General features: G+C 63.1%; 23 protein-coding genes. 20 read left to right on the top strand and 3 right to left on the bottom strand.

Features of this window, described 5'->3' with window-relative positions; translation table 11 throughout:
• Window positions 1-10 precede the first annotated feature (10 nt).
• Entirely contained in the window at window positions 11-1,171 is a 1,161-nt protein-coding gene (locus QZ190_RS03150; RefSeq protein ID WP_367114222.1) for a YbfB/YjiJ family MFS transporter, read from the top strand.
• Here QZ190_RS03150 and QZ190_RS03145 read toward each other — a convergent pair.
• Both QZ190_RS03145 and QZ190_RS03140 read right to left on the bottom strand, forming a co-directional pair.
• Window positions 1,168-1,875, bottom strand: coding sequence for a VOC family protein (locus QZ190_RS03145; protein ID WP_291913393.1), 708 nt, complete (start codon window positions 1,873-1,875; stop codon window positions 1,168-1,170). The genes QZ190_RS03150 and QZ190_RS03145 overlap by 4 nt on opposite strands.
• Window positions 1,872-2,423 (bottom strand): C40 family peptidase, encoded by a 552-nt coding sequence (locus QZ190_RS03140; protein ID WP_291913389.1) that lies wholly within the window; start codon window positions 2,421-2,423, stop codon window positions 1,872-1,874. The genes QZ190_RS03145 and QZ190_RS03140 overlap by 4 nt, the downstream gene beginning before the upstream one ends.
• Window positions 2,424-2,560: 137 nt before the next feature.
• Here QZ190_RS03140 and QZ190_RS03135 point away from each other — a divergent pair, with 137 nt between their 5' ends.
• From QZ190_RS03135 to QZ190_RS03095, 9 genes are all read left to right on the top strand, one after another.
• Window positions 2,561-3,166 carry an isochorismatase family protein gene (locus QZ190_RS03135; protein WP_108363687.1) on the top strand — a complete coding sequence of 202 codons (606 nt, stop codon included), beginning with the start codon at window positions 2,561-2,563 and terminating at the stop codon, window positions 3,164-3,166.
• 173 nt (window positions 3,167-3,339) lie between these two features.
• A complete protein-coding gene (locus QZ190_RS03130; RefSeq protein ID WP_291913380.1) occupies window positions 3,340-5,238 on the top strand; it encodes a propionate--CoA ligase in 1,899 nt (632 codons plus the stop codon).
• Window positions 5,239-5,465: 227 nt separating this feature from the next.
• On the top strand, window positions 5,466-8,333 hold the full coding sequence (locus tag QZ190_RS03125; protein WP_291913378.1) for a 2-oxoglutarate dehydrogenase E1 component: 2,868 nt from the start codon (window positions 5,466-5,468) through the stop codon (window positions 8,331-8,333).
• A gap of 92 nt (window positions 8,334-8,425) precedes the next feature.
• Complete coding sequence (odhB, locus tag QZ190_RS03120) at window positions 8,426-9,679, top strand: 2-oxoglutarate dehydrogenase complex dihydrolipoyllysine-residue succinyltransferase (RefSeq protein WP_291913374.1); 1,254 nt, start codon at window positions 8,426-8,428, stop codon at window positions 9,677-9,679.
• A 60-nt stretch (window positions 9,680-9,739) separates the two neighbouring features.
• Window positions 9,740-11,167 carry a dihydrolipoyl dehydrogenase gene (lpdA, locus tag QZ190_RS03115; RefSeq protein ID WP_291913371.1) on the top strand — a complete coding sequence of 476 codons (1,428 nt, stop codon included), beginning with the start codon at window positions 9,740-9,742 and terminating at the stop codon, window positions 11,165-11,167.
• A gap of 113 nt (window positions 11,168-11,280) precedes the next feature.
• Window positions 11,281-12,378, top strand: a complete 1,098-nt coding sequence (zapE, locus tag QZ190_RS03110) for a cell division protein ZapE (protein WP_291913368.1) — start codon at window positions 11,281-11,283, stop codon at window positions 12,376-12,378.
• Window positions 12,375-12,863 carry a hypothetical protein gene (locus tag QZ190_RS03105; protein WP_291913365.1) on the top strand — a complete coding sequence of 163 codons (489 nt, stop codon included), beginning with the start codon at window positions 12,375-12,377 and terminating at the stop codon, window positions 12,861-12,863. Before zapE ends, QZ190_RS03105 begins: the two co-directional genes overlap by 4 nt.
• Entirely contained in the window at window positions 12,860-13,102 is a 243-nt protein-coding gene (locus QZ190_RS03100) for a YdcH family protein (RefSeq protein ID WP_291913362.1), read from the top strand. Before QZ190_RS03105 ends, QZ190_RS03100 begins: the two co-directional genes overlap by 4 nt.
• Window positions 13,103-13,197: 95 nt before the next feature.
• Window positions 13,198-15,246, top strand: coding sequence for an ATP-dependent DNA helicase (locus QZ190_RS03095; protein WP_291913402.1), 2,049 nt, complete (start codon window positions 13,198-13,200; stop codon window positions 15,244-15,246).
• Here the strand turns inward: QZ190_RS03095 and QZ190_RS03090 are convergent.
• Window positions 15,215-16,003 (bottom strand): outer membrane protein assembly factor BamD, encoded by a 789-nt coding sequence (locus QZ190_RS03090; RefSeq protein WP_291913359.1) that lies wholly within the window; start codon window positions 16,001-16,003, stop codon window positions 15,215-15,217. The genes QZ190_RS03095 and QZ190_RS03090 overlap by 32 nt on opposite strands.
• A 71-nt stretch (window positions 16,004-16,074) precedes the next feature.
• Between QZ190_RS03090 and QZ190_RS03085 the strand changes: the two genes are divergently transcribed.
• The 10 genes from QZ190_RS03085 (at window position 16,075) to bamB (ending at window position 26,413) form a co-directional block, all read left to right on the top strand.
• Window positions 16,075-17,067, top strand: a complete 993-nt coding sequence (locus QZ190_RS03085; RefSeq protein WP_291913357.1) for an RluA family pseudouridine synthase — start codon at window positions 16,075-16,077, stop codon at window positions 17,065-17,067.
• Between the two features lie 130 nt (window positions 17,068-17,197).
• Window positions 17,198-17,992, top strand: coding sequence for an SMC-Scp complex subunit ScpB (gene scpB / locus QZ190_RS03080; RefSeq protein WP_291913353.1), 795 nt, complete (start codon window positions 17,198-17,200; stop codon window positions 17,990-17,992).
• The gene (locus QZ190_RS03075; RefSeq protein WP_291913351.1) at window positions 17,989-19,203 is read left to right on the top strand and encodes a pseudouridine synthase; all 1,215 of its coding nucleotides are present in this window, start codon (window positions 17,989-17,991) and stop codon (window positions 19,201-19,203) included. The genes scpB and QZ190_RS03075 overlap by 4 nt, the downstream gene beginning before the upstream one ends.
• 162 nt (window positions 19,204-19,365) lie before the next feature.
• On the top strand, window positions 19,366-19,791 hold the full coding sequence (ndk, locus tag QZ190_RS03070; protein ID WP_062404397.1) for a nucleoside-diphosphate kinase: 426 nt from the start codon (window positions 19,366-19,368) through the stop codon (window positions 19,789-19,791).
• A gap of 39 nt (window positions 19,792-19,830) precedes the next feature.
• Window positions 19,831-20,997, top strand: a complete 1,167-nt coding sequence (gene rlmN / locus QZ190_RS03065) for a 23S rRNA (adenine(2503)-C(2))-methyltransferase RlmN (protein WP_291913345.1) — start codon at window positions 19,831-19,833, stop codon at window positions 20,995-20,997.
• A complete protein-coding gene (locus tag QZ190_RS03060) occupies window positions 20,975-21,940 on the top strand; it encodes a helix-turn-helix domain-containing protein (RefSeq protein ID WP_291913343.1) in 966 nt (321 codons plus the stop codon). The genes rlmN and QZ190_RS03060 overlap by 23 nt, the downstream gene beginning before the upstream one ends.
• A gap of 2 nt (window positions 21,941-21,942) precedes the next feature.
• Window positions 21,943-23,244, top strand: a complete 1,302-nt coding sequence (gene ispG, locus QZ190_RS03055) for a flavodoxin-dependent (E)-4-hydroxy-3-methylbut-2-enyl-diphosphate synthase (protein ID WP_291913342.1) — start codon at window positions 21,943-21,945, stop codon at window positions 23,242-23,244.
• A complete protein-coding gene (hisS, locus tag QZ190_RS03050; RefSeq protein WP_291913340.1) occupies window positions 23,241-24,578 on the top strand; it encodes a histidine--tRNA ligase in 1,338 nt (445 codons plus the stop codon). The genes ispG and hisS overlap by 4 nt, the downstream gene beginning before the upstream one ends.
• Before the next feature lie 27 nt (window positions 24,579-24,605).
• Complete coding sequence (locus QZ190_RS03045) at window positions 24,606-25,283, top strand: tetratricopeptide repeat protein (RefSeq protein WP_291913337.1); 678 nt, start codon at window positions 24,606-24,608, stop codon at window positions 25,281-25,283.
• Window positions 25,280-26,413, top strand: a complete 1,134-nt coding sequence (bamB, locus tag QZ190_RS03040; protein ID WP_291913335.1) for an outer membrane protein assembly factor BamB — start codon at window positions 25,280-25,282, stop codon at window positions 26,411-26,413. The genes QZ190_RS03045 and bamB overlap by 4 nt, the downstream gene beginning before the upstream one ends.
• The last annotated feature ends 9 nt before the right edge of the window (window positions 26,414-26,422 follow it).

Below are 26,422 nucleotides of genomic sequence, written 5' to 3'. Positions count from 1 at the left end.
CTCCACGCCCATCGCCCGTCCCCTGCAAGCCTGGCAAGTCATGCTCGGAGGCATTTGCGGCCTGGTACTGACCATTGGCCTGGCCCGTTTTGCCTACACGCCCTTGTTACCCGCCTTGCAGGCGCAAACCGGTTTGAACGATGCCGCCGCCGGAGGCCTGGCCGCCATCAATTACGCGGGCTACATCGTGGGGGCCTTGGTCACGGCCTGGATGGACGATGTGCGTTGGCGTCACCGTTTTTACAGCGCAGGCCTGTGGATGGCCTTGCTCACCACGGCGGCCATGGCGCTGTCGAGCTGGTTGCCCGCCTGGGGGCTGTGGCGCTTTTTGGGCGGTCTGTGCGGGGCCACCGGCATGCTGCTGGGCTCGGGGCTGGTGCTGGGCTGGTTGATGCGCCAAGGACGCAGGCCGGAGCTGGGGGTGTTGTTCATCGGCCTGGGGCTGGGCATCGTGGTGTCAGCGCTGGGTGCCTGGGTCTTGTCGTCTATTTGGACGCTGTGGTCGGACCAGTGGTTGGCCTTTGCCGCTTTGGGGCTGGTGTTTTTTGTGCCGGCCTGGTTGTGGCGTCCGCCTGTGCCGCCCGCGCCCATTGCAGCAGCCGCTGCCCAGGCGCAGCCGCAGGTCTCGCGCCGCTGGATGGCGACCATGGCGCTGAGTTATTTTGCGGCGGGCTGGGGCTTTGTCATCAGCGCCACGTTCACCGTGGCCATTGTCGAGCGCGAACCGGCTTTGGCCGGGCAGGGCGCTTTGGCCTGGGCGCTGGTGGGGCTGGCGGCCATGCCGGCCGTGTTTTTGTGGGACCGCGTGGCCAGAAAGTTGGGCGATATCCCGGCCTTGCTGTTGGCTTTTGGTTTGCAAACGGTGTCCATCGTGCTGCCCGCTTTGTCGGGTTCACTGACGGCAGCGCTCATCGGTGCCGTGGGCTATGGGGCCACCTTCATCGGCATCGTGAGCCTGACTTTGGCCTTGGTGGGGCGGCGTGCGCCCCAAAACCCGGGCAAGGCCATGGCCCGTCTGACGCTCAGCTACGGCGCGGCGCAAATGATCGCGCCCGTCGTGGCCGGGGCCATGGCGCAGGCCACGGGCAGTTTCAAAGGTGCTTTGTGGCTCACAGCCGCCGTGATGCTGGTGGGCATGGCGCTGCTCTTGGCCTTGCCCAAAGAGACTTAAATCCCCAGACTTTGCAGCCGCACCAGGCCTTTGGGGGTTTGCAGGCTGGCCACCAAATTGGCGGGCCCGGTTTCGATGGCGATGTCGGCCAGGCCGATGGCATCAAAAGCGGCTTGTAGCTTGACGCCACTGGGGTGGCTCACCGTCAGGCTTTGCAGGGTCACGCCCGAACGCGGCAGGCTGTTGCGGGGGTGCAGGCGCAGCGGCTCGGTGGCATCGGGCTTGCCCCACTGAATCAAGGTGGGCAAACACCCATTAAAGAGCCGCTCGCCGTCTTCGCGCACGGTGATTTGCCAGTTGATCGTGCCCTTGCTCGATTTGCGGCTGGCATGCACCACCTGACCGCGCTCAATGCCTTGGGTGCGCAGCACATGGCGGGCGGCCTTTACGTCATCGGTGCTGCTGACAAAATGGATGAGCCGAGGGCCCTGCGCCACGGCTTTTTGCAAAGCGGCGTCGTCCATGTCAAACCAGCGCGGCACCTGGGCGCGTTTGGGGATCACGGCCTGTGGGTTGATGGCGATGATTTCGAAGTAAGCCAGGGGAAATTGGGGTGAGGCGATCTTGAACAGGCGGTTGTGCGTGCCGTATTTTTCATGTTCGCCGCCAGGGCCGGGGGTGATGCCCAGGGTGTCTTCGCACCACTGCACGCCCTGGTCCAGGGAGGCGGCCATCACCACGAGGTGATCAATTTGAGTTTTCATGGTTTGGCATTGTCGCTGCTCACGGGCACGCGACGCGCACCATTGAAGCGTTTTTGCCAATAAGCGCTGCGCATGTCTTCGACGTTGACCGCCTTGCCTGCGCGCGGGGCGTGGATGAATTTGCCATCGCCCACGTAGATGCCCACATGGCTGAAGGCGCGGCGCATGGTGTTGAAAAACACCAGATCGCCTGGCTTGAGCTCTTCGCGGTCAATGACCTCGGTGGCACTGGCCTGGTCAACGGCGCGGCGCGGCAAAATTTGCCCGACCGATTTTTCGTAAAGGTGACGCACAAAGCCGCTGCAATCAAAACCGGTGCTTTCACTGCTGCCGCCACGGCGGTAGGGCACGCCCAGCAAACCCATCGCCTGCTCCACCATGCCTGCAGCCTGGTCACCGGCCTTGTCTTTGACCGCGCTCAATTGCGTGCCGATCTGAGAGACCAGGCCCCGTTCGGCCAAGCCCGCAGTCGGTGCTTCCTCTGTCGGAGAAGACCAAGCGGGCAGGTTCAGGGCCGCAGCCACAGATAAAAAAAGGATCCAACGCATAGCTCACCAGCATAACGGATATTTTTGGCTTAAAGCTTGGGGCTTTTACGGTGTCAGGCTTTCGGTGTCCAGCATGTGCGTTTTCAGGTGCCGCTGCTGCTGCGACAATCCTGCACAAGAAACTCGGAGGACTGAACATGTTGATCGATGCAGATGAAAGCCAATTGGTGCTGGTGGATTTTCAGGCCCGCCTGAAACCCGCGATGCTGGACGCCGATGCGGTCTGGGCCAACGCCGCACGCCTGGCCACCTTGGCCCAGGCCCTCGATGTGCCCACCTGGGGCACCGAGCAAAACCCGTCCCGTCTGGGCGAGATGCCCCCGGAAATCCGCAGCCACTGCCGCCAGGTGCTGGCCAAGATGCAGTTCAGCGCCGTCGAAGAAGGCTTGGGCGAATGGCTGCAGCCTGAGCCGGTGCAGGCGCCGCGTGGCAACGCCCGCAGCTTGCCACGCCACCTGCAAAAGCCCCAGCCGGGGGCTGAGCCGCGCAAGACCATTGTGTTGGCTGGGTGCGAGGCGCACATTTGCTTGATGCAAACCGCACTCGATCTGCTGGAAGACGAGTTCGAGGTGTGGGTGGTGACCGATGCTTGCAGCTCACGCACCGAGCGCAACCGTGACGCGGCCTATGACCGACTGGCAGGCGCTGGGGCCGAGCTGGTGACCGCCGAGATGGTGGCGTTTGAGTGGATTCGCACGGCCGAGCACCCCGATTTCAAGTTGCTGCAAAGCTTGTTCAAGTGAGCGGCCCCCATGGGCAGGGTGCTGGCTGCCCACGCTGATGCCCTTTTTTGCCCTGGGTTGAGTCAGCTTCTTGCAAGTCCTTTGGCCATAATTATGAATTCAGAAGTGCAGGGCGGTGCGTGACCATCGCCCCCTTCCTTGGTTTCAACTTGGTGGGTTTTCAGGAGACATCCATGGGCAATTTCGCAGACTTTCACGCCCGGTCGATCAACGACCGCGACGCTTTTTGGGCCGAGCAGGCCAAACTGGTGGACTGGAAAGTCCAGCCGCAGCAAATCTGTGATTACAGCAACCCGCCTTTTGCCAAGTGGTTCGTGGGCGGTGAGACCAACCTGTGCCACAACGCAGTGGACCGCCACCTGGCGGATCGCGCCGACCAGCCCGCTTTGATCTTCGTCTCGACCGAAACCGATCAGGAAAAAACCTACACCTACCGTGAGCTGCACGCCGAAGTGCAGCGCATGGCCGCCATCTTGCAAGACCTGGGCGTGGTCAAAGGCGACCGCGTGCTGATTTACATGCCCATGATCGCCGAGGCGGCTTTTGCCATGCTGGCTTGCGTGCGCTTGGGCGCGATCCACTCGGTGGTGTTTGGTGGTTTTGCCTCGCACTCGCTGGCCACCCGCATCGAGGACGCCTCGCCCAAAGTCATCATCAGCGCCGATGCCGGTTCGCGTGGCGGCAAAGCCGTCTCTTACAAGCCGCTGCTCGACGAAGCCATCCAGCTCTCGGCCCACAAACCGGCCAACGTGGTCATGGTGGACCGCCAACTGGTCGCTTTCACGCCCGTGGCCGGCCGCGATGTGGATTACGCCACCGAGCGCGCCAAGCACATGGATGCGGTCGTGCCGTGCGTCTGGGTCGAATCCACCCACCCCAGCTACACCCTCTACACCTCGGGCACCACCGGCAAGCCCAAGGGCGTGCAGCGCGACACCGGGGGCTACACCGTGGCCCTGGCTGCCAGCATTCCCAACATCTTTGAAGGCAAGCCGGGCGGCACCTTTTTCTGCACCAGCGACATCGGCTGGGTGGTGGGCCACAGCTACATCATCTACGGACCACTGATCGGCGGCATGGCCACCATCCTCTACGAAGGCCTGCCCATCCGCCCCGACGGCGGCATCTGGTGGAGCTTGGTCGAGAAGTACAAAGTCCAGGTCATGTTCAGCGCCCCCACCGCCATCCGTGTGCTCAAAAAGCAAGACCCTGCGTTGCTGACCAAATACGACCTGTCGAGCCTGCAGGCGCTGTTCCTGGCCGGTGAGCCACTGGACGAGCCGACCGCCAAGTGGATTTCAGAAGGCCTGAACGGCAAGGCCATCATCGACAACTACTGGCAGACCGAAACCGGCTGGCCGATTTTGAGCATCTGCAACGGTGTGGAAAAAGCGCCCAGCAAGTTCGGCTCGCCCGGCAAGGCGATTTATGGCTACAACGTCAAGCTGGTCGACGACCAGACGGGCGAAGAGTTGACCGGCGCTAATCAAAAAGGCGTGTTGACCATCGAAGGCCCGCTGCCGCCCGGCAACCTGCAAACCATTTGGGGTGACGACGCGCGTTTCGTCAAAACCTATTGGAAGACCGTGCCGAACAAGCTGGTTTACAGCACCTTTGACTGGGCTGTGCGTGACGAAGACGGCTACTTCTTCATCTTGGGCCGCACCGACGACGTGATCAACGTGGCCGGTCACCGTCTGGGCACCCGCGAGATCGAGGAAAGCATTTCCAGCCACCCCAACATCGCCGAAGTGGCGGTGGTCGGTGTGGCCGACCAGCTCAAAGGGCAGGTGGCCATGGCCTTTGCCATTGCCAAGGACACCTCGGGCCTGACGGACGCGGCAGCACGCCTGAAGCTCGAAGGCGAAGTCATGAAAGTCGTGGACTCGCAATTGGGCGCAGTCGCCAGGCCATCTCGCGTGCTGTTTGTCACGGCCTTGCCCAAGACGCGCAGCGGCAAGTTGCTGCGCCGGGCCATTCAGGCCGTGGCCGAGGGGCGGGATCCGGGCGACCTGACCACCATGGACGATCCGGCCGCTTTGCAGCAGATCATGGATCTGATCAAAGGTTGACGATTCTGGACCCCGCTTTGGCGGGGTCTTTTTTTACCCCAAAAGCCTTCCACCCGTTTTGTTTCGTATGACTGTAAGTTTGATATCGGACAAGGCGTGGCACAATGCGCGCTGTACTCAGGCCCTTCCTTTGCCACAGTCGCATCCGCCAACCGGTTCAGCCGTGTCGCGGAAGGTAAATCTCAACCAACTAATGTTTCCCAGAGGGAAACGGAGGTCAGCGAAATATGAGCGAGACTAATTCCGTCTACGCTGCCTACCAAGGCAACACCTATTTGTTCGGCGGCAACGCCCCGTACGTCGAAGAGATGTACGAAAACTACCTGGCCAACCCCGGCAGCGTCCCAGATTCCTGGCGTGAGTATTTCGACGCCCTCCAGCACGTTCCCGCAGTCGACGGCACCAACGCCAAAGACGTCCCCCATCTGCCCGTCATCAACGCCTTTGCCGAGCGCGCCAAGTCCGGCGGCACCAAAGTCGTCATGGCCAGCGCCGATGTCGAGATGGGCCGCAAGCGCACCGCCGTTCAGCAGTTGATCGCCGCTTACCGCAACGTGGGTCAGCGCTGGGCCGATCTGGACCCTTTGAAGCGCACCGAGCGCCCCAACATTCCTGACCTCGACCCCGCTTTCTTCGGCTTCACCGATGCCGACCAGGAAACCGTGTTCGACACCAGCAACACCTTCTTCGGCAAAAACCGCATGTCTTTGCGCGAGCTGCTCAATGCACTGCGCGAGACCTATTGCGGCACGATCGGGGCCGAGTACATGTACACCACCGAGCAGGCTGAAAAGCGCTGGTGGCAGCAAAAGCTCGAAAGCATCCGCAGCAAGCCCAATTTCACGGCCGAGAAGAAAAAACAGATCCTCGACCGTCTGACGGCTGCCGAAGGCCTGGAGCGCTACCTGCACACCAAATATGTGGGCCAAAAGCGCTTCTCCCTCGAGGGCGGTGAGAGCTTCATCGCCGCCATGGACGAGCTGATCCAGTCGGCCGGTGCACAAGGCGTGCAGGAAGTCGTGATCGGCATGGCCCACCGTGGCCGCCTGAACGTGCTGGTCAACACCATGGGCAAGTTGCCCGCGGACCTGTTTGCCGAGTTTGACCACACCGCCCCCGAAGAGCTGCCTGCGGGTGACGTGAAGTACCACCAGGGTTTCAGCTCTGACGTGAGCACCTCGGGTGGCCCTGTGCACCTGTCGCTGGCGTTCAACCCCTCACACCTCGAAATCGTGAACCCCGTGGTCGAAGGCTCGGTGCGTGCCCGCATGGACCGCCGCGATGACCCGCTGGGCAAGCAAGTGCTGCCCGTGCTGGTACACGGCGACGCCGCGTTTGGTGGCCAAGGTGTGAACCAGGAAACCTTTGCCCTGGCGCAAACCCGTGGTTATTCCACGGGCGGCACGGTGCACATCATCATCAACAACCAGATCGGTTTCACGACGTCCGACCCGCGCGACATGCGCTCGAGCGTGTTCTGTACCGACATCGTCAAGATGGTCGAAGCCCCGGTGCTGCACGTCAACGGCGACGATCCTGAAGCCGTGGTCATGGCTGCGCAGCTCGCCCTCGAATACCGCATGACCTTCCGCAAGGACGTGGTGCTGGACGTGGTGTGCTTCCGCAAACTGGGCCACAACGAGCAGGACACCCCTGCTTTGACCCAGCCGCTGATGTACAAAAAGATTGCCGCTCACCCTGGCACGCGCAAACTGTTTGCCGACAAACTGGCCGCACAAGGCCTGGGCGACACATTGGGCGAGGACATGGCCAAGGCCTACCGCGCCGCCCTGGACGCAGGCAAGAACACGACCGACCCCGTGTTGACCAACTTCAAGACCAAGTTCACCGTGGACTGGTCGCCCTTCCTGGGCAAGAAGTGGACCGATGCGGGTGACACCGCCATCCCTCTGGCCGAGTGGAAGCGCGTGGCCGAAAAAATCACGACCATCCCTGAATCGGTCACACCACACCAGCTGGTCAAAAAAGTGTACGACGACCGCGCGGCCATGGGCCGTGGCGAGATTCCGGTGGACTGGGGCATGGGCGAGCACATGGCTTTTGCCTCTTTGGTGGCCAGCGGCTACCCAGTGCGTCTGTCGGGCGAGGACTGTGGCCGTGGCACCTTCACACACCGCCATGCGGTCATCCATGACCAAAAGCGCGAAAAGTGGGACACCGGCACCTATGTGGCGCTGCAAAACGTCACCGACAACCAGGCCCCCTTCACCGTGATCGACTCGATCCTGTCCGAAGAAGCGGTGCTGGCTTTTGAGTACGGCTACGCCTCGAACGACCCCAACACTTTGGTGATCTGGGAAGCGCAGTTTGGCGACTTTGCCAACGGTGCACAGGTGGTGATCGACCAGTTCATCGCCTCGGGCGAAGTCAAGTGGGGCCGTGTCAACGGCATCACCCTGATGCTGCCCCACGGTTACGAAGGCCAGGGTCCTGAGCACAGCTCGGCCCGCGTCGAGCGCTTCATGCAGCTGGCGGCCGATACCAACATGCAACTGGTGCAGCCCACCACCGCCAGCCAGATCTTCCATGTACTGCGTCGCCAGATGGTGCGCAACCTGCGCAAGCCCCTGGTCATCTTCACGCCCAAGTCGCTGCTGCGCAACAAGGACGCGACATCGCCCGTGTCCGAGTTCACGCATGGCAGCTTCCAGACCGTGATCCCCGAGAACAAAACGCTCAAGGCCGACAAGGTCAAGCGCGTGGTGGCTTGCTCGGGCAAGGTGTACTACGACCTGGTCAAGCACCGCGAAGCCAAGGGTGCCGACGACGTGGCCATCATCCGTGTCGAGCAGCTGTATCCGTTCCCGCACAAGGCGTTTGCGGCCGAGCTGAAAAAGTACCCCAACGCCACCGACATCGTGTGGTGCCAGGACGAGCCACAAAACCAGGGCGCCTGGTTCTTCATCCAGCACAACATCCACGAGAACATGCTGGACGGCCAAAAGCTCGGTTATGCCGGTCGTGCCGCCTCTGCTTCTCCGGCAGTGGGTTATTCGCACCTGCACCAGGACCAGCAAAAGGCGCTGATCGAGGCGGCCTTCGCCAAGCTCAAGGGCTTCGTGCTGACCAAGTGAGGCGGTTTTCTGGCGCTGAGTGTTCAGCGCCAGACCCTTCACCCACATCCTCCCGTACACCTTCCTAACGTACAACGCATAACGGAAAAATCATGGCAATCGTAGAAGTCAAAGTTCCCCAACTGTCCGAGTCTGTGGCCGAGGCCACCATGCTGCAGTGGAAAAAGAAAGTCGGCGACACCGTGGCCGCCGACGAGATCCTGATCGAAATCGAAACCGACAAGGTCGTGCTCGAAGTGCCCGCACCTTCGGCAGGTGTTTTGTCCGAAATCATCCAGGGCGACGGTGCCACCGTGGCCGCCGAGCAACTCATTGCCCGCATCGATACCGATGGCAAAGTCGCCGCTGCGGCGCCTGCCGCAGCTGCACCAGCTGCCGCTGCTCCAGCCCCTGCGGCCGCAGCGCCTGCTGCCGCCACAGGTGGCAGCATGGCTGGTGTGGCCATGCCCGCCGCTGCCAAACTCATGGCCGACAACAGCCTGGCTGCGGGTTCCGTGGCAGGTTCTGGCAAAGACGGCCGCGTGACCAAGGGCGATGTGCTGGCCGCTGTGGCCGGTGGTGTCAAAACGACTGCCGCCGTGATCCCCACGGGCGTGCCCACCAAGGCCTTGCCTCAGGTGTCCGGCCCGGCTGTGGATTTGGGCGAGCGCCCCGAGCAGCGCGTGCCCATGACGCGTCTGCGCGCCCGCGTGGCCGAGCGTTTGCTGCAATCGCAGTCGACCAACGCCATCCTGACGACGTTCAACGAAATCAACATGGCCCCGGTCATGGAGATGCGCAAGCGCATGCAAGAGCGTTTCGAGAAGGAGCACGGCGTCAAGCTTGGCTTCATGAGCTTCTTCGTCAAGGCCGCTGTGCACGCCTTGAAGAAATTCCCGGTCTTGAACGCTTCGGTGGACGGCAATGACATCGTCTACCACGGCTACTTTGACATCGGTATCGCGGTGGGTTCGCCTCGTGGTTTGGTGGTGCCTATCCTGCGCAACGCCGACCAGATGAGCTTTGCCGACATCGAAAAGAAGATCGCTGAATTCGGCCAAAAAGCCAAAGACGGCAAGCTGGGCATGGAAGAGATGACCGGTGGCACCTTCTCGATCTCGAACGGCGGCACCTTCGGCTCGATGATGTCCACCCCCATCATCAACCCACCCCAGTCCGCGATTTTGGGCGTGCACGCGACCAAAGACCGCGCCATGGTGGAAAACGGCCAGGTCGTCGTTCGCCCCATGAACTACTTCGCCATGTCCTACGACCACCGCATCATCGACGGCCGCGAAGCTGTGCTGGGCCTGGTGGCCATGAAGGAAGCGCTGGAAGATCCAGCCCGCCTCTTGTTCGACATCTAAATCCCCTTGTTTTGAATGCCCCCTGCCCAGGGGGCGTTTTTCATCCAGAAGACATTCACCATGAGCAAACAATTCGACGTCGTTGTCATCGGCGGTGGCCCCGGTGGCTACATTGCAGCCATCCGCGCTGCCCAACTCGGTTTCCAGGTCGCTTGTATCGACGAATGGAAAAACGCAGCCGGTGGCCCAGCGCCCGGCGGCACCTGCACCAACGTGGGCTGTATCCCCTCCAAGGCGCTGCTGCAGTCCAGCGAGCACTTTGACCACGCCAACCACCACTTCGCCGAGCATGGCATCAGCGCCACGGGCGTGAAGATGGACGTGGCCAAAATGATCGCCCGCAAAGACACCGTGGTGAAGCAAAACAACGACGGTATCTTGTATTTGCTCAAGAAAAACAAGGTCACTTTCTTCCACGGTCGCGGCAGTTTTGTCGGCAAGGCCGAAGGCGGATACACCATCCATGTGGCAGGCAAGACCGAAGAGTCGATCACCGGCAAAAACATCATCATCGCCACCGGCTCCAACGCCCGCGCGCTGCCTGGCACCCCGTTTGACGAAGTCAATGTGTTGTCCAACGACGGCGCTTTGCGCTTGGGTGCTGTGCCCAAGAAGCTGGCCTTGATCGGTTCTGGCGTCATTGGCCTGGAAATGGGCTCGGTTTGGCGTCGCCTGGGCGCAGAAGTCACCATCCTCGAAGGTCTGCCCACATTCCTGGGCGCGGTGGACGAACAAATCGCCAAAGAAGCCAAGAAGGCCTTTGACAAGCAGGGCCTGAAGATCGAGCTGGGCGTGAAAGTCGGCGAGATCGTCAACGGCAAGAAGGGCGTCACGGTCAATTACACCAACGCCAAGGGCGAAGCCGTGGTGCTGGACGCCGACAAGCTGATCATCTCGATCGGCCGCGTGCCCAACACCATCGGTTTGAACACCGAAGCTGTGGGCTTGCAGCTCGACGAGCGCGGCGCGATCGTGGTCGATGCGGATTGCAAAACCAACCTGCCCGGTGTCTGGGCGGTGGGTGACGTGGTGCGTGGCCCCATGCTGGCGCACAAAGCCGAGGAAGAGGGCGTGGCGGTGGCCGAGCGCATTGCGGGCCAACACGGGCACGTCAACTTCAACACAATCCCTTGGGTCATCTACACCAGCCCCGAGATCGCTTGGGTCGGCCGCACCGAGCAGCAACTCAAGGCCGATGGCGTGGCTTACAAGGCCGGTTCATTCCCGTTCCTGGCCAACGGCCGTGCCCGCGCCCTGGGCGACACGACCGGCATGGTGAAAATGCTGGCCGATGCCACCACCGACGAAATTTTGGGCGTCCACATCGTGGGCCCACAAGCCTCCGAGCTGATCGCCGAAGCCGTGGTGGCCATGGAATTCCGCGCCAGCGCCGAAGACATCGCCCGCATCTGCCATGCGCACCCCAGCTTGAGCGAGTCCACCAAAGAGGCCGCTTTGGCAGTGGACAAGCGCAGCCTGAACTTCTAAGACCTTGACACACCCGGCACTGCAGCGCCGGGTGAGTTGGGTTAAAGTTCCGCATCCGTGAAAACCCGGGCCTGGTCCCGGGTTTTGTTATTGAATTGAAGAGCAAGCCACCCATGTCCGTTCGTGAAGTTTACGAAGAAGAACTCCAAAAACGGGGCTACCAAAGCGACCCCGCACAATTGCGGGCCATCGAGGCGCTGGAGCGCTGCGCCAGCGAATGGGCGGCGTACAAGTCCAAGCGTTCGGGCCTGCTGGCCAAGTTCATGAGCCGCCCGGAGATCCCCAAGGGGGTCTATATGTTTGGCGGGGTGGGGCGTGGCAAGAGCTTTTTGATGGACTGCTTTTTTGCGGCCGTGCCCATCGAGCGCAAAACCCGCCTGCACTTTCACGAGTTCATGCGCGAGGTGCACCGCGAACTCACCGTGATCCAGGGCACCGTCAACCCGCTCGACGAGCTGGGCAAGCGCATGGCCAAGCGTTACCAGCTCATTTGCTTCGATGAATTCCATGTGGCCGACATCACCGACGCCATGATCTTGCACCGCCTGCTGGTGGCGCTTTTCGACAACGGCGTGGGCTTTGTCACCACCTCCAACTTCGAGCCCGATGGCCTGTACCCCGACGGCCTGCACCGCGACCGCATCCTGCCCGCCATTGCTTTATTGAATGCGCGCATGCAGGTGCTCAATGTGGACAACGGCACCGACTACCGCCGCCGCACGCTGGAGATGGTCAAGCTCTACCACTCGCCTTTGGGCGAGCAGGCCGATGCCGAGATGAACGACGCCTTCAACCGCCTGGCCACAGGGCCGGACGAAGACCCGGTGCTGCACATCGAAGCGCGCGAAATCACCGCCAAACGCCGTGCCGGGGATGTGGTCTGGTTTGACTTCCGCGCCATTTGTGGCGGCCCGCGCTCGCAAAACGACTACCTCGAAATCGCCACGCAGTACCACACGGTGCTGCTGAGCAACGTGCCGCACATGCCCGTGAGCATGGCGTCCGAGGCGCGGCGCTTCACCTGGTTGATCGACGTGCTGTACGACCGCCGGGTCAAGCTCATCATGTCGGCCGCCGTGCCACCTGAAGGGTTGTACACCTCGGGTCCCATGTCGCACGAGTTTCCACGCACCGTCTCGCGACTGCACGAGATGCAGTCGAGCGAGTTTCTGGCGCTGGAGCACCGCACCGTGGACACGCACCTCACATGACACGCGGACATGTGCGCGGATTTGTGCGCGGACTTGTGCGTGGGTCTTGTGGCTTGGCGCTGGGCCTGTTGACGCTCTGGGCTGCCCAGGCGCAAACGGCCCAGGACCCGTCCAAGCTGCTTGCCCCGCCACCGGGTGTGCCACTCACCGCGCCAACGTCAGCTCAAACACCCCAACCATCACAACCGAGCACGCAGGCAGCGCCCATGCCAGACGCGCTGCCCGAGGCCATCACCCGTCAACGGCAGGCGCTGGCGGCGCAACGCAGCGCCATAGGCCAGGCCGAAGCGCAGCAGCAGGTCGTGTGCTGGCAAAAGTTTGCCGTCAACGCCTGCCTGAGCGAGGCGCGCCGCGCCCGCAGACAGGCGCTGGAACCTTTGCTCCAGCAAGAGCTGGCTTTGAACGCCCAAGAGCGCTTGTGGCGCACCGAGCAGCGCGAGAAGCGGCTGCAAGGCAAGCAGGCCGACACGCGGGAGACGCCATGAGCACGGACCACCCCGGCGATGCTTCGCAAAGCGTTGAATTGGATTTGCGCTCGCCGCAGCGCCAGCTGATCGAGTGGCAAATCGAGCACGCCGACCTGGACGCGCTGATCGACCAAGCTGCAGCAGCGCCTGGGCACCTGGACGAGTTGACCCTGCGCCGCATGAAAAAGCGCCGCCTGGCTTTGCGTGACCAGATGGCCAGCCTGCAAGCGCAGTTGGCCCCCAAGGAGCCCGCTTGAATTTGCTCGACCAGCGGGTGGCCGACACCCTGTCCAGCCACGGGGTGCTGGCGCAAACGGTGCTGGGTTTTCAGCCCCGGCAGGGCCAGACCGACATGGCCATGGCCGTGAGCCGCACGGTGCAGGACGGCGGCCAGCTGGTGGTGGAGGCGGGCACGGGCACCGGCAAAACCTATGCGTACCTGGTGCCGGTTTTGCTCAGCGGCCAGCGTGCGCTGGTGTCCACGGCCACCAAGGCGCTGCAAGACCAATTGTTTTCTCGCGACATCCCGCGTCTGGTGGAGGTGCTGGGTTTGCCCATCCGCGTGGCTTTGCTCAAGGGGCGGTCCAATTACCTGTGCCTGCACCGCATGGAGCAAGCCCGTCACAGCCCCGAGTCGGCCCAGCCCGGCGCACAAAAGGCCCTGGCCAAAATCGAGACTTGGGCGCAGTCCACCCGCACGGGCGACATGGCCGAGCTGACGGGCCTGGACGAGCGCTCGTCCCTGTGGCCGCTGGTCACCTCCACCCGCGACAACTGCCTGGGCTCCACCTGCCCACGTTACCGCGCCTGCCATGTCAATCTGGCGCGCAAAGAGGCCATGGCCTCGGATGTGGTGGTCATCAACCACCACTTGTTTTTTGCCGACCTGTCGGTGCGCGAGTCGGGCGTGGCCGAGTTGTTGCCCACGGTGCGTGTGACCGTGTTCGACGAGGCCCACCAGCTCAACGAGATCGGCGTCAATTTTCTGGGCCAGCAACTGTCCACCGTGCAGTTGCACGAGTTGGTGCGCGATGTGCTGGCCACCGGTTTGCAATTGGCGCGTGGCTTGGTTGATTGGCAGAATTTGACGGCCCAGCTCGAAAAAGCCGCCCGCGACTGGCGCCTGGCAGCGGGCATGCACCGCGGCTCGGTGCGCCTGCGCTGGAGCGGCCAACACCCCGAGGGCGTGGAGCCCGGCGAATGGGACACGGCTTTGCAGGCCGTGTCGCAGGCGTTGACACATTTGCAAAATGGCCTGGACATGGTCAGCGAGCTGGCCCCGGATTTTCAGCGCCTGGGTGACCGTACCCGTGAGCTGATGCAGCGCACTGCCGTGTTTGCCGATACCCCTAACCCCGAAGGCGTGCGCTGGGCCGAGGTCAGCGCGCAGCTGCGCCTGATCGAGTCGCCTCTCGACATCGCACAGGCCTTTTCTGCCTTGACACGGCCGGTGTCCGCCGCGCCGCCCGGTGATGCCGATTCTGGCGCTGATCTCGGCCCTGATGACGATGTCGATCCCGATTCGCTGGAGGCCTTGATGGCGGGTGACCCCCGACACGCAGCCGGTGAGTCGGCAGCAGCAGGGCCCGCGGGCGGTGTCGGTCAGCGGGCCTGGATTTTCACTTCGGCCACTTTGGGCGACGAGCCGAGTTTGCGCTGGTTCATCGAGCCTTGTGGCCTGAGTTCGGCCGAGGTCATGCAGGTCAACAGCCCCTTTGACTATGCGCAGCAAGCGGCGCTTTACGTGCCGCCCCACTTGCCGCGTCCGGGCGACCCGGGGCACGCCAGCCAAGTGGCCGCTTTGGTGCTGGAGGCGCTGGACATTTTGGGGGGCAGAACACTGGTGCTGACCACCACCTTGAACGCCATGCGCAGCATTGGCGAGCAACTGCAAGCGCAATGCGACGGCGGTGTGGAGGTGCTGGTGCAGGGCCAAAGCCCCAAGCGCCGCTTGATGGAGCGCTTTCGCGAGGGTGGCGGGCAGGGCGACGCGCAGGGCCGCTCGGGTTGTGTGCTGGTGGCCTCGGCCTCGTTTTGGGAGGGCTTTGATGTGCCCGGTGACGCGCTGCAGCTGGTGGTCATCGACAAGCTGCCTTTTCCCCCGCCGGGTGACCCGCTCTTTGAGGCGCGCAGCCAGCGCATCACGCAGCAGGGCAAAAGCGCTTTTGCCGACCACGCCTTGCCCGAGGCGGCGGTGTCACTCAAGCAAGGGGCAGGGCGCTTGATCCGAAGCGAAACCGATCGCGGGATTTTGGTGGTCTGCGACAACCGTTTGAGCACCATGTCTTATGGCCGCCGCCTGGTGCGGGGTTTACCCGCCATGCGCCGCCTGGAGGACCATGCGGCTTTTCTCAGCGCGCTGCGTCAACTCACCACAGACGCCAGCCACCCGAACGCTTGACCTCTGCGCCATCGGTGAGCAAAAAGGCCGACTTCGGGAAGTTGGTCTGCAGCACACGCCGGGCATCGTTGCTCAGCGACGTCATGCCCATGGCCTTGTAGGAGCTGACCAAAATCGCCAGTGCTTCCTCAAGGGCAGGCACACCCTGGTAATCGGAAATGGCCTGCTGCGCCCGGTTGATGGCAGCCACATGCGCGCCACGGCTGGCGTAGTAGCGCGCCACATGCACCTCGTAGGCGGCCAGCGAGTTGACGATGTGCGTCATGCGCTGGCGGGCATCGGCGCTGTATTTGGAATCTGGAAAGCGGGTGGTCAGCTCGCGAAAGGACTCGTAGGAATCTTTGGCGGCTTTTTGGTCTCGCTCGGACAGGTCTTGCCGCGTGATGAAAGAAAACAAACCCAGGTTGTCGTTGAAGTTGACCAAGCCTTTGAGGTAGAAGGCGTAGTCAATGGCGGGGCTGGTGGGGTGCAGGCGGATGTAGCGGTCCAAGGTGGCAACCGCTTGAATCTTGTCGCCGGTTTTGTACTGGGCAAAGGCCTTGTCGATCTGGGCTTGCTGGGCAAGCGCCGTGCCGGCCGCGCGGCCTTCGAGTTTTTCGTAGTAGCCAATGGCCTTGTCCCAAGCTCCGGCGTTCACCTCGTCGCGGGCCTCGCTGTAGATTTTTTCGGGGGTCCAGCCCGCCGTTGGGTCCTTGGGGTTGTTGGCGCAGCCGCTCAGAAGGAGTCCCGTGGCCAAAACCAGGCCGGCTGGAACCATCGATAATCTGAAGCTTTGCATCTGTGACACCTTGATTGTTGAACCCTTTGATTATATCGACCGACCCCGAAATGAATGACCCCGGCGAGCTGGCCGAGGATGCTGAGCACGCACTCGAATCGGTCCAGGAAGAAGTGCGCACAGCAGCCGTGCCTGTGGCTTTGCATGGCCAGCGGCTGGACAGGGTGTTGGCGCAGCTGGTGCCCGAGTTTTCGCGCAGTTATTTGCAGCAACTCATTGAGCAGGGCGAGGCGCTGATCGATGGCCGCGTCACCACCAAGGTGTCGGCCAAGGTGCGGCTGGGGCACCAACTGCAAATCACCTTGCGGGCCACGCCGCAGTCACAAGCTTTTGTGCCCGAGGCCATGCCCATCGACGTGGTGTACGAAGATGCGCACCTGCGCGTGGTTCACAAACCGGCGGGCTTGGTGGTGCATCCGGCGCCGGGCAATTGGCGCGGCACGCTGCTCAATGGCCTGCTGGCCTTGGACCCCAAAGCCTTTGAGGTGCCCCGAGCGGGCATCGTGCACCGGCTGGACAAGGACACCAGCGGCCTGATGGTCGTGGCCCGCACGCGCCAAGCCATGGACGCGCTGGTGGCTCAAATTGCGGCGCGGCAAGTGCACCGCCAATACCTGGCCTTGGGGCACAAACACTGGACGGGCCCCTCACCGCGCACGCTCGAAGCGGCCATTGGCCGTGACCCGGCCAACCGCTTGCGCATGGCCGTGGTGGACCTGAGCCACCAATCGGGCAAAACAGCGGCCACCACCTTCGACCTGCTGGACCTAGGCGAGCGCTGCTGCCTGGTCCAATGCACCTTGCACACGGGGCGCACGCACCAGATCCGCGTGCACATGGCGCACCTGGGGCACCCCTTGCTGGGCGACGCGGTGTACGGTGGCGCGCCCCTGGGCGGCATGACGCGCCAGGCCTTGCATGCCTGGCGGCTGGCCTTCGAGCACCCGATCACGGGCCAGCACATCGACCTGACATCGGCTTTGCCCGAGGACATGGCCCAGGCCATGCAAAATCTGGGCCTCAGTTACAATCTGATCCCTTGAATGGCCTTGGGCTTGGCTTTGGCCTGGCATCCATTGCGGGCTTACGCACCGACCATCGCCTTCATTTCGACACGCCGTGAGGCGTTTTGCCACCACGCCGTGAGGCGTTTTTTTCCGAAAGACCGACACCATGAATACGGCGCAAGCCAAGCGTGTCCTGGAAACGGCCCTGCTGACGGCGGGCCAGCCATTGTCCGTGCGCGACCTGCGCGTGCTGTTTGACGATGCGCTCGGGGCTGACACCCTGCGGCTGATGCTGCAAGACCTCGAATTGGAATGGGCGGGCAAAGGCCTGGAGCTGACCCGCGTGGCCAGCGGCTGGCGCTTTCAAAGCCGTCCGGAGCTTCGCATCTATCTGGACCGCCTGCACCCCGAAAAGCCCCCCAAATACACCCGTGCTGTGCTGGAGACCCTGGCCATCATCGCTTACCGCCAGCCGGTCACCCGTGGCGACATGGAAGACATCCGGGGCGTGACCATTGGCTCACAAATCATCAAGCAGCTGGAAGACCGTGGCTGGGTCGAAGTCATTGGCCACCGCGAAACTGTGGGCCGCCCCAGCCTGTTTGCCACCACACGCCAGTTTCTGGACGATCTGGGCCTGGCTTCGCTGGACCAGTTGCCTTTGCTGACCCAGGTCGATTCGCCCATGTCGGCCCTGGCGGGCATGCTGGACGAGTCGCCTGCTCAAGCGAGCTTGTCGCTTGAGCAGGCCCTGGCCGAGTCGGCCGAGCTGACGATGGCAGATCAGCCCAGCGCAGCCGCGCTTGCTGACGCTGCCGCCAGCGCCCCCCAGAACGACCTTGACAGCGACCTGTCCGCCCCCTCGTCCAGCGACCCGCACGTTGACCCATCCTCCGACGCCGATCTGCCTGACGCAGCCTCTGCCAACCCCGGCCCCGGCCAAGAAAACACCCCCTCATGAACGATTCTTCCTCCAACGCACAGGGCCAGCGCCCTGGCGTGTACGCCGCCCGCAAGCCGGGTGCTGCCGCAGTGCCTCCCACCGCCCCCACGCCTTACAAAGCGATTGACCTGGCCGATGTGGTCTCTGGCCAGTTCGACGACGAGGGCGCGGCCGAAGACGTGGCGCAAGACCTGGGCAAGCGCGTGCTCGCCCCCCAGACCGATTCGCCCAAACTGCACAAGGTGCTGGCCCAGGCCGGCATGGGTTCGCGCCTGGAGATGGAAAAACTCATCACCGAAGGCCGCATCGCCGTGAACAACGAGCCCGCCCATGTGGGCCAGCGCGTGCAATACGGTGACCAGATCAAGGTCGACGGCAAGCCGATCCGCATCCGCATCGACCCGCCGCCCGCCCGCGTGATCGCCTACCACAAGCCTGCAGGCGAGATCGTCAGCCACGACGACCCGCAAAACCGCCCTTCAGTGTTTCGCAAACTGCCGCGCCTGCAAAACGGCAAATGGCAATCGGTGGGGCGTCTGGACCTGAACACCGAAGGCCTGCTGCTGTTCACCAGCTCGGGCGAGTTGGCCAACCAACTCATGCACCCGCGTTTTGGTCTGGAGCGCGAGTACGCCGTGCGTGTCCTAGGCGCTCTGAGCAAGGATGAAAAGCAAAAACTGCTGGACGGCGTGATGCTCGACGATGGTCCGGCCCAGTTCGGCTCCATCGAGGACGGCGGCGGTGAAGGCTCCAACTGCTGGTACCGCGTCACCATCTCCGAAGGCCGCAACCGCGAGGTGCGCCGCATGATGGAAGCCGTGGGCCACGCGGTCAGCCGCCTGATCCGCATCCGCTATGGCGCGATGGTGCTGCCGCATGGCTTGCGCCGAGGTGCCTGGCTGGAGCTGGACGAGGCCGACATCCGCTCGCTGATGCGCGCGGCGGGCACCAGCGAGCGCCCCCGTCCCGTCACCGACCAGCCCACACGCACCAACCGCAACGACCGCCGACCGCGCACGGGCGGGCAGGGCAGGGCAGGCACCGCTGTGCCACGCGCCAAGCCCGCGGCCAAACCCAACCAGGCCCCCGGGGGCTCCGGGCTGCACGCCAAATCCGATGCGCCGAAAAGCGAGCCCAAATACATTGGCGCGGAAAGTTTCAACCGCCTCAAAAACACCCCGGGTGGCCCCGGTCGTGGCGGGCGAGGCGGCAGTGGCCGAAGCCGCTGAGGCTGCGCGCTTGGCCGCTGGCGGCCCAGCCTTGACCGCGCTGCGCCAACAGCCCCTTGACCCTGCAGCGCAGAGGCCTTTTGCCTGCCCCGCTCAGGTTAGAATAGTGGGCTTTGCTGCAGGGCAAAAATGCTTTCAAACACTTTCGTAACAGGAAATCCTATGGCCATCGAACGCACCCTCTCCATCATCAAGCCCGACGCCGTCGCCAAGAACGTCATCGGCCAGATCTACGCCCGTTTCGAAGCCGCTGGCCTCAAAGTGGTCGCTGCCAAGATGGCCCACCTCTCGCGCGGCGAAGCCGAGCAGTTCTACGGCGTGCACAAAGAGCGTCCTTTCTTCAAGGACCTGGTGGACTTCATGGTCTCCGGCCCCGTCATGATCCAGGCCCTGGAAGGCGAAAACGCGATCGCCAAAAACCGCGACCTGATGGGCGCAACCGACCCGAAGAAAGCCGCTGCAGGCACCATCCGCGCTGACTTCGCCGACAGCATCGACGCCAACGCCGTGCACGGCTCTGACGCGCCCGAAACCGCTGCCGCTGAAGTCGCTTTCTTCTTCCCCGGCATGAACGTGTACGCACGCTGATCGCGTCGCGTACCGCAAGCGCTCCTGCGCCCTGACCCCATGACGGCCAACCTTCTCGAATTCGACCTGGAAGGTCTGGCCGTTTTTTGCGAGGGTCTGGGCGAAAAGCGCTTTCGGGCCACCCAGTTGTTCCGCTGGATCCACCAGCGGGGCGCTGCGGATTTTGACCAAATGAGCGATTTGGCCAAGTCCTTGCGTGAAAAGCTCAAGTCTCACGCGCACGTTGCGGCGCTGCCCGTGATCAGCCAGCACATGTCCGCTGATGGCACCATCAAGTGGCTGTTCGATGTGGGCGATGGCAACGCCATCGAATCGGTGTTCATCCCCGAAGACGACCGGGGCACCTTGTGCATTTCATCCCAGGCCGGATGCGCTGTGGGATGCCGTTTTTGCTCCACCGGCCACCAAGGCTTCAGCCGCAACCTCACCACGGGCGAGATCCTGGCGCAGCTTTGGTTCGCCGAACACTTTTTGCGCAAGCACCTCAACACCCCAGACCGCGTCATCTCCAACGTGGTGATGATGGGCATGGGCGAGCCGCTGCAAAACTATTCGGCGCTCGTGCCCGCTTTGCGCGCCATGCTCGACGACCACGGTTATGGCCTCTCGCGCCGCCGTGTCACTGTGTCCACCTCGGGCGTGGTGCCCATGATCGAGCGTTTGTCGGGCGATTGCCCGGTGGCCTTGGCCGTGTCTTTGCATGCGCCCTTTGATGCGCTGCGCGACAACCTGGTGCCGCTCAACCGCAAATACCCGCTCGACGAGCTCATGCAGGCGTGCATCGGCTACCTGGCCCATGCGCCGCGTGACTTCATCACCTTTGAATACTGCATGCTTGACGGCGTCAACGACCAGCCCGAGCATGCCAGCGCCCTGATCGATCTGGTGCAAAAACACGCCCGTCAGGGCCTGCGCTGCAAGTTCAACCTGATTCCCTTCAACCCCTTTCCGGCCTCTGGCTTGCTGCGCTCACCTCAGGCCCGCGTACAGGCCTTTGCCAAACAGCTGCAAGACGCGGGTTTGGTCACCACCGTGCGCAAAACCCGGGGGGACGACATCGATGCGGCCTGCGGTCAGTTGGCCGGTGATGTCAAAGACCGCACCCAGGTCCAGTCGCGCATGGCCGAGCAGCGCACCATTTCGCTGGTGCCCCTGTCTGCTGTGACTTTTTCGGAGCCCCGACATGACACCAAGCCTCAAAACTGAGTCCGTTTCAGAATCCGGCCCCACTCAGCCCAAGGCTGTGGCTGTGACGGCCGGGCAGTTGCTGCGTGAGGCGCGTCAGAAGGCGGGCATGCACCTGGCGGTTTTGTCGGTGACTTTGAAGGTGCCCGTGCGCCAACTCGAGGCTTTGGAGTCCGACGAGCTCGATCCTGGCAAAGGCCCGGTCTTTTACCGGGGTCTGGCCTCCAGCGTGTGCCGCCATCTGCAAACCGACCCCGCCCCAATTTTGGCGCTGCTGCCGCACACGAGCGCCCAGTTGCAGCCCCTGCGCAGCGCGATTGAGCCCCTTGAGCCCGAGGGTTCACTGGGCATCGGCAACATTCCCTGGGGCCGCATGGCCTCATCCAAAGTGTTCTGGGGTGCCGCCCTCATGGTGTTGTTGACTGGCGCATTCCTGTGGTTGCCCGCCCCGTCGCAGTGGGCCTGGCTGGACGACGTCAAGTCCTTGATGGCCGATGAGGCGGTGTCACAAGAAGTCACCGAGCCCATGGTGGCCACGCCTGCGCTGGTGCTGGGCTCGCCAGCGCCCTTGGTCGATGCCTCCACGCCAACGCCCGCTGCAACTGCTGCCTCAGCGACCACGCAGATCACAGCACCCGCTGTGGCTTTGACACCGCCTGTTCAGCAAGCCCCGCCTGTCCAACCCTCGAGCAGCGCTGCTGCTGCCTCTACCCCCTCTGGCGCAGGCCCCGAATGGGTGTTTTCTGCCACCAGCGACAGCTGGCTGGAAGTGCGCAACGCGCAAAAAGCGGTGGTCTGGAGCGGTGTGGTCAAAGGTGGTGAAAGCACCCGCATCCAAAGTCCCTTGCCGGTCAGTGTGGTGGTGGGCCGTGCCCAAGTGGTCACCGCCACGCTGCGCGGCCAGCCTTTTGACCTCAAGCCCCACACCCAGGTGACGGTGGCGCGTTTTGAAGTGAAGGAGTGAACATGTCCGCTGCAGACCTGCCCCTGAGCCCCGAGCCCATCGCCACCCCCATCGCCATCGCCCGCCCGGCTGTGCGGCGCAGCCGCCAGTCTCAAGTGGTCTGGGGTTCGCGCATCGTCACCGTGGGCGGCGGCGCCCCGGTGCGCGTGCAGTCCATGACCAACACCGACACGGTGGATGTGATCGGCACCGCCATCCAGGTCAAGGAGCTGGCGATTGCCGGCTCCGAGATGGTGCGCATCACCGTCAACACCCCCGAAGCCGCCGAGGCCGTGCCGCATATCCGCGACCAGCTCGACAAGATGGGCATCGACGTGCCCCTGATCGGCGACTTCCATTACAACGGCCACCGGTTGTTGACCGACTACCCGGCGTGTGCCGAGGCGCTGTCCAAGTACCGCATCAACCCCGGCAACGTGGGCAAGGGCGACAAGCGCGATGTGCAGTTCGGCCAGATGATCGAAGCGGCCATGCGCTGGAACAAAGCCATCCGCATCGGCGTGAACTGGGGCAGCCTGGACCAAGAGCTGTTGGCCGATCTGATGGACACCAACAGCCAGCGCGCCAACCCGTGGGAAGCGCGTCAGGTCATGTACGAGGCGCTGATTTCGTCGGCCATCTCGTCGGCCCAGCGTGCCGAGGCCATGGGCCTCAATGGGGACCAAATCGCTCTGTCGTGCAAGGTCTCGGGCGTGCAGGATTTGATCTCGGTCTACCGCGAATTGGGCCGCCGCACCGACTACGCCTTGCACCTGGGCCTGACCGAAGCGGGCATGGGCACCAAGGGCACCGTGGCTTCAGCCGCGGCTTTGTCCGTGCTGCTGCAAGAAGGCATTGGCGACACCATCCGCGTGTCGCTCACGCCCCAGCCGGGAGAGGCCCGCACGCAAGAGGTGGTGATCGCGTCCGAAATTTTGCAGTCGCTGGGCTTGCGCATTTTTGTGCCCAGCGTCACGGCTTGCCCCGGCTGCGGGCGCACCACCAGCAGCACCTTCCAGGAGCTGGCCAAACAGATTGACGACTTTTTGCGCGCCCAAATGCCGGTGTGGCGGGTGCGCTACCCTGGGGTGGAAAACCTCAAGGTGGCGGTCATGGGCTGCATCGTGAACGGCCCCGGCGAGAGCAAGCACGCCGACATCGGCATCAGCTTGCCGGGCACGGGCGAAGCGCCTGCTGCGCCGGTGTTCATCGACGGCGAAAAGCGCCTGACCTTGCGCGGCGAAGGCATCGCGCAAGAGTTCCAGGTGCTGGTTGAAAACTACATTGAGAACCGTTTTGGTTCCGGATCTGCAGAACAAAAATGAGCGAAGCGCTGAAAGAAAACACCCCCAAAGTCGAAAAAACGGCCAAAGCCCAGAAGCTGGTGGGCGTCAAGGGCATGAACGACATCCTGCCGCCCGACTCGGCGCGTTGGGAGTGGCTGGAGGGCCAGGTGCGCGCTTTGATGGCGCGCTACGCCTACCGCAATGTGCGTTTGCCCATCGTCGAGCCGACAGCCTTGTTTGTGCGCGGCTTGGGCGAGGTGACCGACATTGTCGAAAAGGAGATGTACTCCTTTGAAGACCGATTGAACGGCGAGCAACTGACCCTGCGCCCCGAAGGCACAGCCGGTTTGGTGCGCTCGGTGGTTGAGCACAACCTGCTGTACGAAGGCGGTAAGCGCCTGTACTACATGGGCCCCATGTTCCGCCATGAGCGCCCGCAGCGCGGCCGCTACCGCCAGTTCCACCAGATTGGCGCCGAGGTGCTGGGTTTTGGCGGGGCTGAGGTCGACGCCGAATTGATTTTGTTGGCCAATGACCTGTGGAAGGTGTTGGGCCTGAAAGACGTGCGCCTGGAACTCAACAGCCTGGGCCAACCCGCCGAGCGCCAGGCCCACCGCGCCGCGCTGATCGCGCACCTCGAAAAACACAGCGATGTCCTCGACGAAGAGGCCAAGCGCCGCCTGCACAGCAACCCGCTGCGCATTCTGGACACCAAGAACCCGGCCATGCAAAGCGTGGTGGAGTCGGCACCGCGCTTGCTTGACTTTTTGGGTGAGGCCTCTTTGGCCCACTTCAACGCGGTCAAAGCCATACTGGACGCGAACGGCGTGGCCTACAGCATCAACCCGCGTTTGGTGCGCGGCATGGATTACTACAACCTCACGGTGTTCGAGTTCATCACCACCAGCCTGGGCTCACAAGGCACCATTTGTGGTGGTGGCCGTTATGACTACCTGATTGAGCAGGTCGGCGGCAAATCCGCACCCGCCGTGGGCTGGGCGCTGGGCGTTGAGCGCGTGCTTGAACTCATCAAAGAGCAGGGCGAGCCTTTGCCCGATCTGGCCCCCGATGTGTACGCCATCATTCCTGAAGCGGCTGCCTTGCCCGTGGCCATGCAGGTGCTCCAAACCTTGCGTGCCTGCGGCGTGTCGGCCCAAATGCACGCCGGCAGTGGTGATGGCATGGGCAGCATGAAGTCGCAATTCAAAAAAGCCGACGCCTCGGGCGCACGTTTTGCCCTGGTTTTTGGTGCCGAAGAACTGGCCCAAGGCCAAGTCGCGGTCAAATCGCTGCGCGACGGCGCAGGTGCCCAGCGTACCGAGACACTCAACACTGTGGCCGTTTGGGCCCACAGCCTACAATCCGCGCTTTGATGCGCTCACTCCTCATTCAGACACACCATGGCCAAAGCCCTCGACCTTGAAGAACAAGAACAACTTGACCAGATCAAACATTTCTGGAAAAAGTACGGCAACCTGATTTCCTGGGTGCTGATCGTCGTTTTGGGTGGCTATGCTGCCTGGAACGGCTACCAATACTGGCAACGCGACCAGGCCGCCAAGGCGGCTGTGCTGTTTGACGAGGTCGAGCGCGCCGTCACCGCCGGGGATGTGGCCCGTGTTGAGCGCAGCTTGACCGACATGAAGGACAAGTTTGGCGGCACGCATTACGCACACCAGGCCGCCTTGCTGGCGGCCAAGGCTTTGCAGGCCAAAGACAAGCCTGAGGCAGCCCGCGCTGCCCTGAAGTGGGTGGCCGAGGGCGCGCCCGATCCGGCTTACCGCGACATCGCACGTTTGCGCCTGTCGGCCCTCTTGGTCGATGCGGGCTCGAATGACGAAGCGCTGGCCCAGCTGAGCGCGCCGTTTACCCCCGCCATGGCCGGTTTGGCCGCCGATTTGCGTGGTGATGTCCTGCAGGCCAAAGGCCAAAAAGCCGAAGCTCTCAGTGCCTACCAAAGCGCTTGGCAGCAATTGGCCGATAGCCCGGATTACCGCCGCTTGGTGCAAGCCAAGCTCAATGCCTTAGGCCAGGACCCTCAAGGCGACTCGGCCACTGCCACAGGAACCGCCAAGTGACACCTTCGTTGACCTCTGCCTGGACCCGTTGGTTGGCTGTGGCCAGCCTGGGTGTGTTGTCGGCTTGCTCCAGCGCGCCTGACAAACCACAACCTGCACCTTTGCCAGCTGTCAGCGGCACGTTCAAGCTGCAAAAAGCCTGGACCAACCAAATCGGTGAGGTCAGCACCCCGCTCATGGCCTCGGTGCATGGCCAGCAATTGGCCGTGGCCTCCAGCCTCGGCCAATTGGCCCTGGTCGATGCGGGCAGCGGTCGAGATGTGTGGCGTCTGAACCTGGGCGCGCCCATTCAGGCGGGCGTTGGCGGTGATGGTCAGCGCTTTGCTGTGGTCACCCGCAACAACGAACTCGTTGCTGTCGAGTCCGGCCGTGTGATTTGGCGTCAGCCTTTGCCCGCCCTGTCTTACACGCCCCCTTTGGTGGCCGGTGCCCGGGTGTTTGTCTTGACAGGCGACCGCGCTGTGAGCGCTTTTGATGGGGCCACGGGCCAAAAACTCTGGACACAGCAGCGCCCGGGTGACCCGCTGGTCTTGCGCCAGGCCGGCTTGTTGATGCCCGTGGGCGACCAGTTGCTGGTCGGCTGGGGCGGGCGTCTGGCGTCCTTGAACCCTTTGACGGGCACTGTGCGCTGGGAAACCCTGGTGGGCAGCACCCGCGGCACCAACGAAGTCGAACGCTTGGTCGACTTGGTGGCCGGAGCCAGCCGTGTGGGCAATTCGGTGTGCGTGCGCGCGTTCCAGACGTCGGTGTCCTGTGTTGACGCCACCAACGGCCGCATGGCCTGGAGCCGCCCCGCCAATGGTCACCAAGGCCTGGACGGTGACGCCCAAACCCTGTGGGGCGTCGAGTCCGATGGCAAGCTGCAGGCTTGGCAGCGCACATCGGGTGCACCGCTGTGGACACAAGAGGCTTTGCGTTTTCGGGGGCTGAGCCTGCCTTTGGCCTGGGGTCAAGCCCTGGTGGTGGGGGATCAGGAGGGCTGGGTGCATGCACTGTCGCCCCAAAACGGACAGCCCCTGCAGCGCATCGGCACCGATGGCAGCGCCATCACAGGCCGCCCTGTGGCCGTGGGTCAGACTTTGGTGGTGGTGACACGCACCGGGGGCGTCTTCGGATTTCGCCCTGAATGATGGATCGGA

This window comes from Limnohabitans sp. (genome assembly GCF_017848645.1).
In the GTDB taxonomy this organism is placed as follows: Bacteria; Pseudomonadota; Gammaproteobacteria; order Burkholderiales; family Burkholderiaceae_C; genus Limnohabitans_A.
The sequence above is the reverse complement of the archived record's forward strand: the minus strand, read 5'-3'. Positions and strand labels throughout refer to the sequence as shown.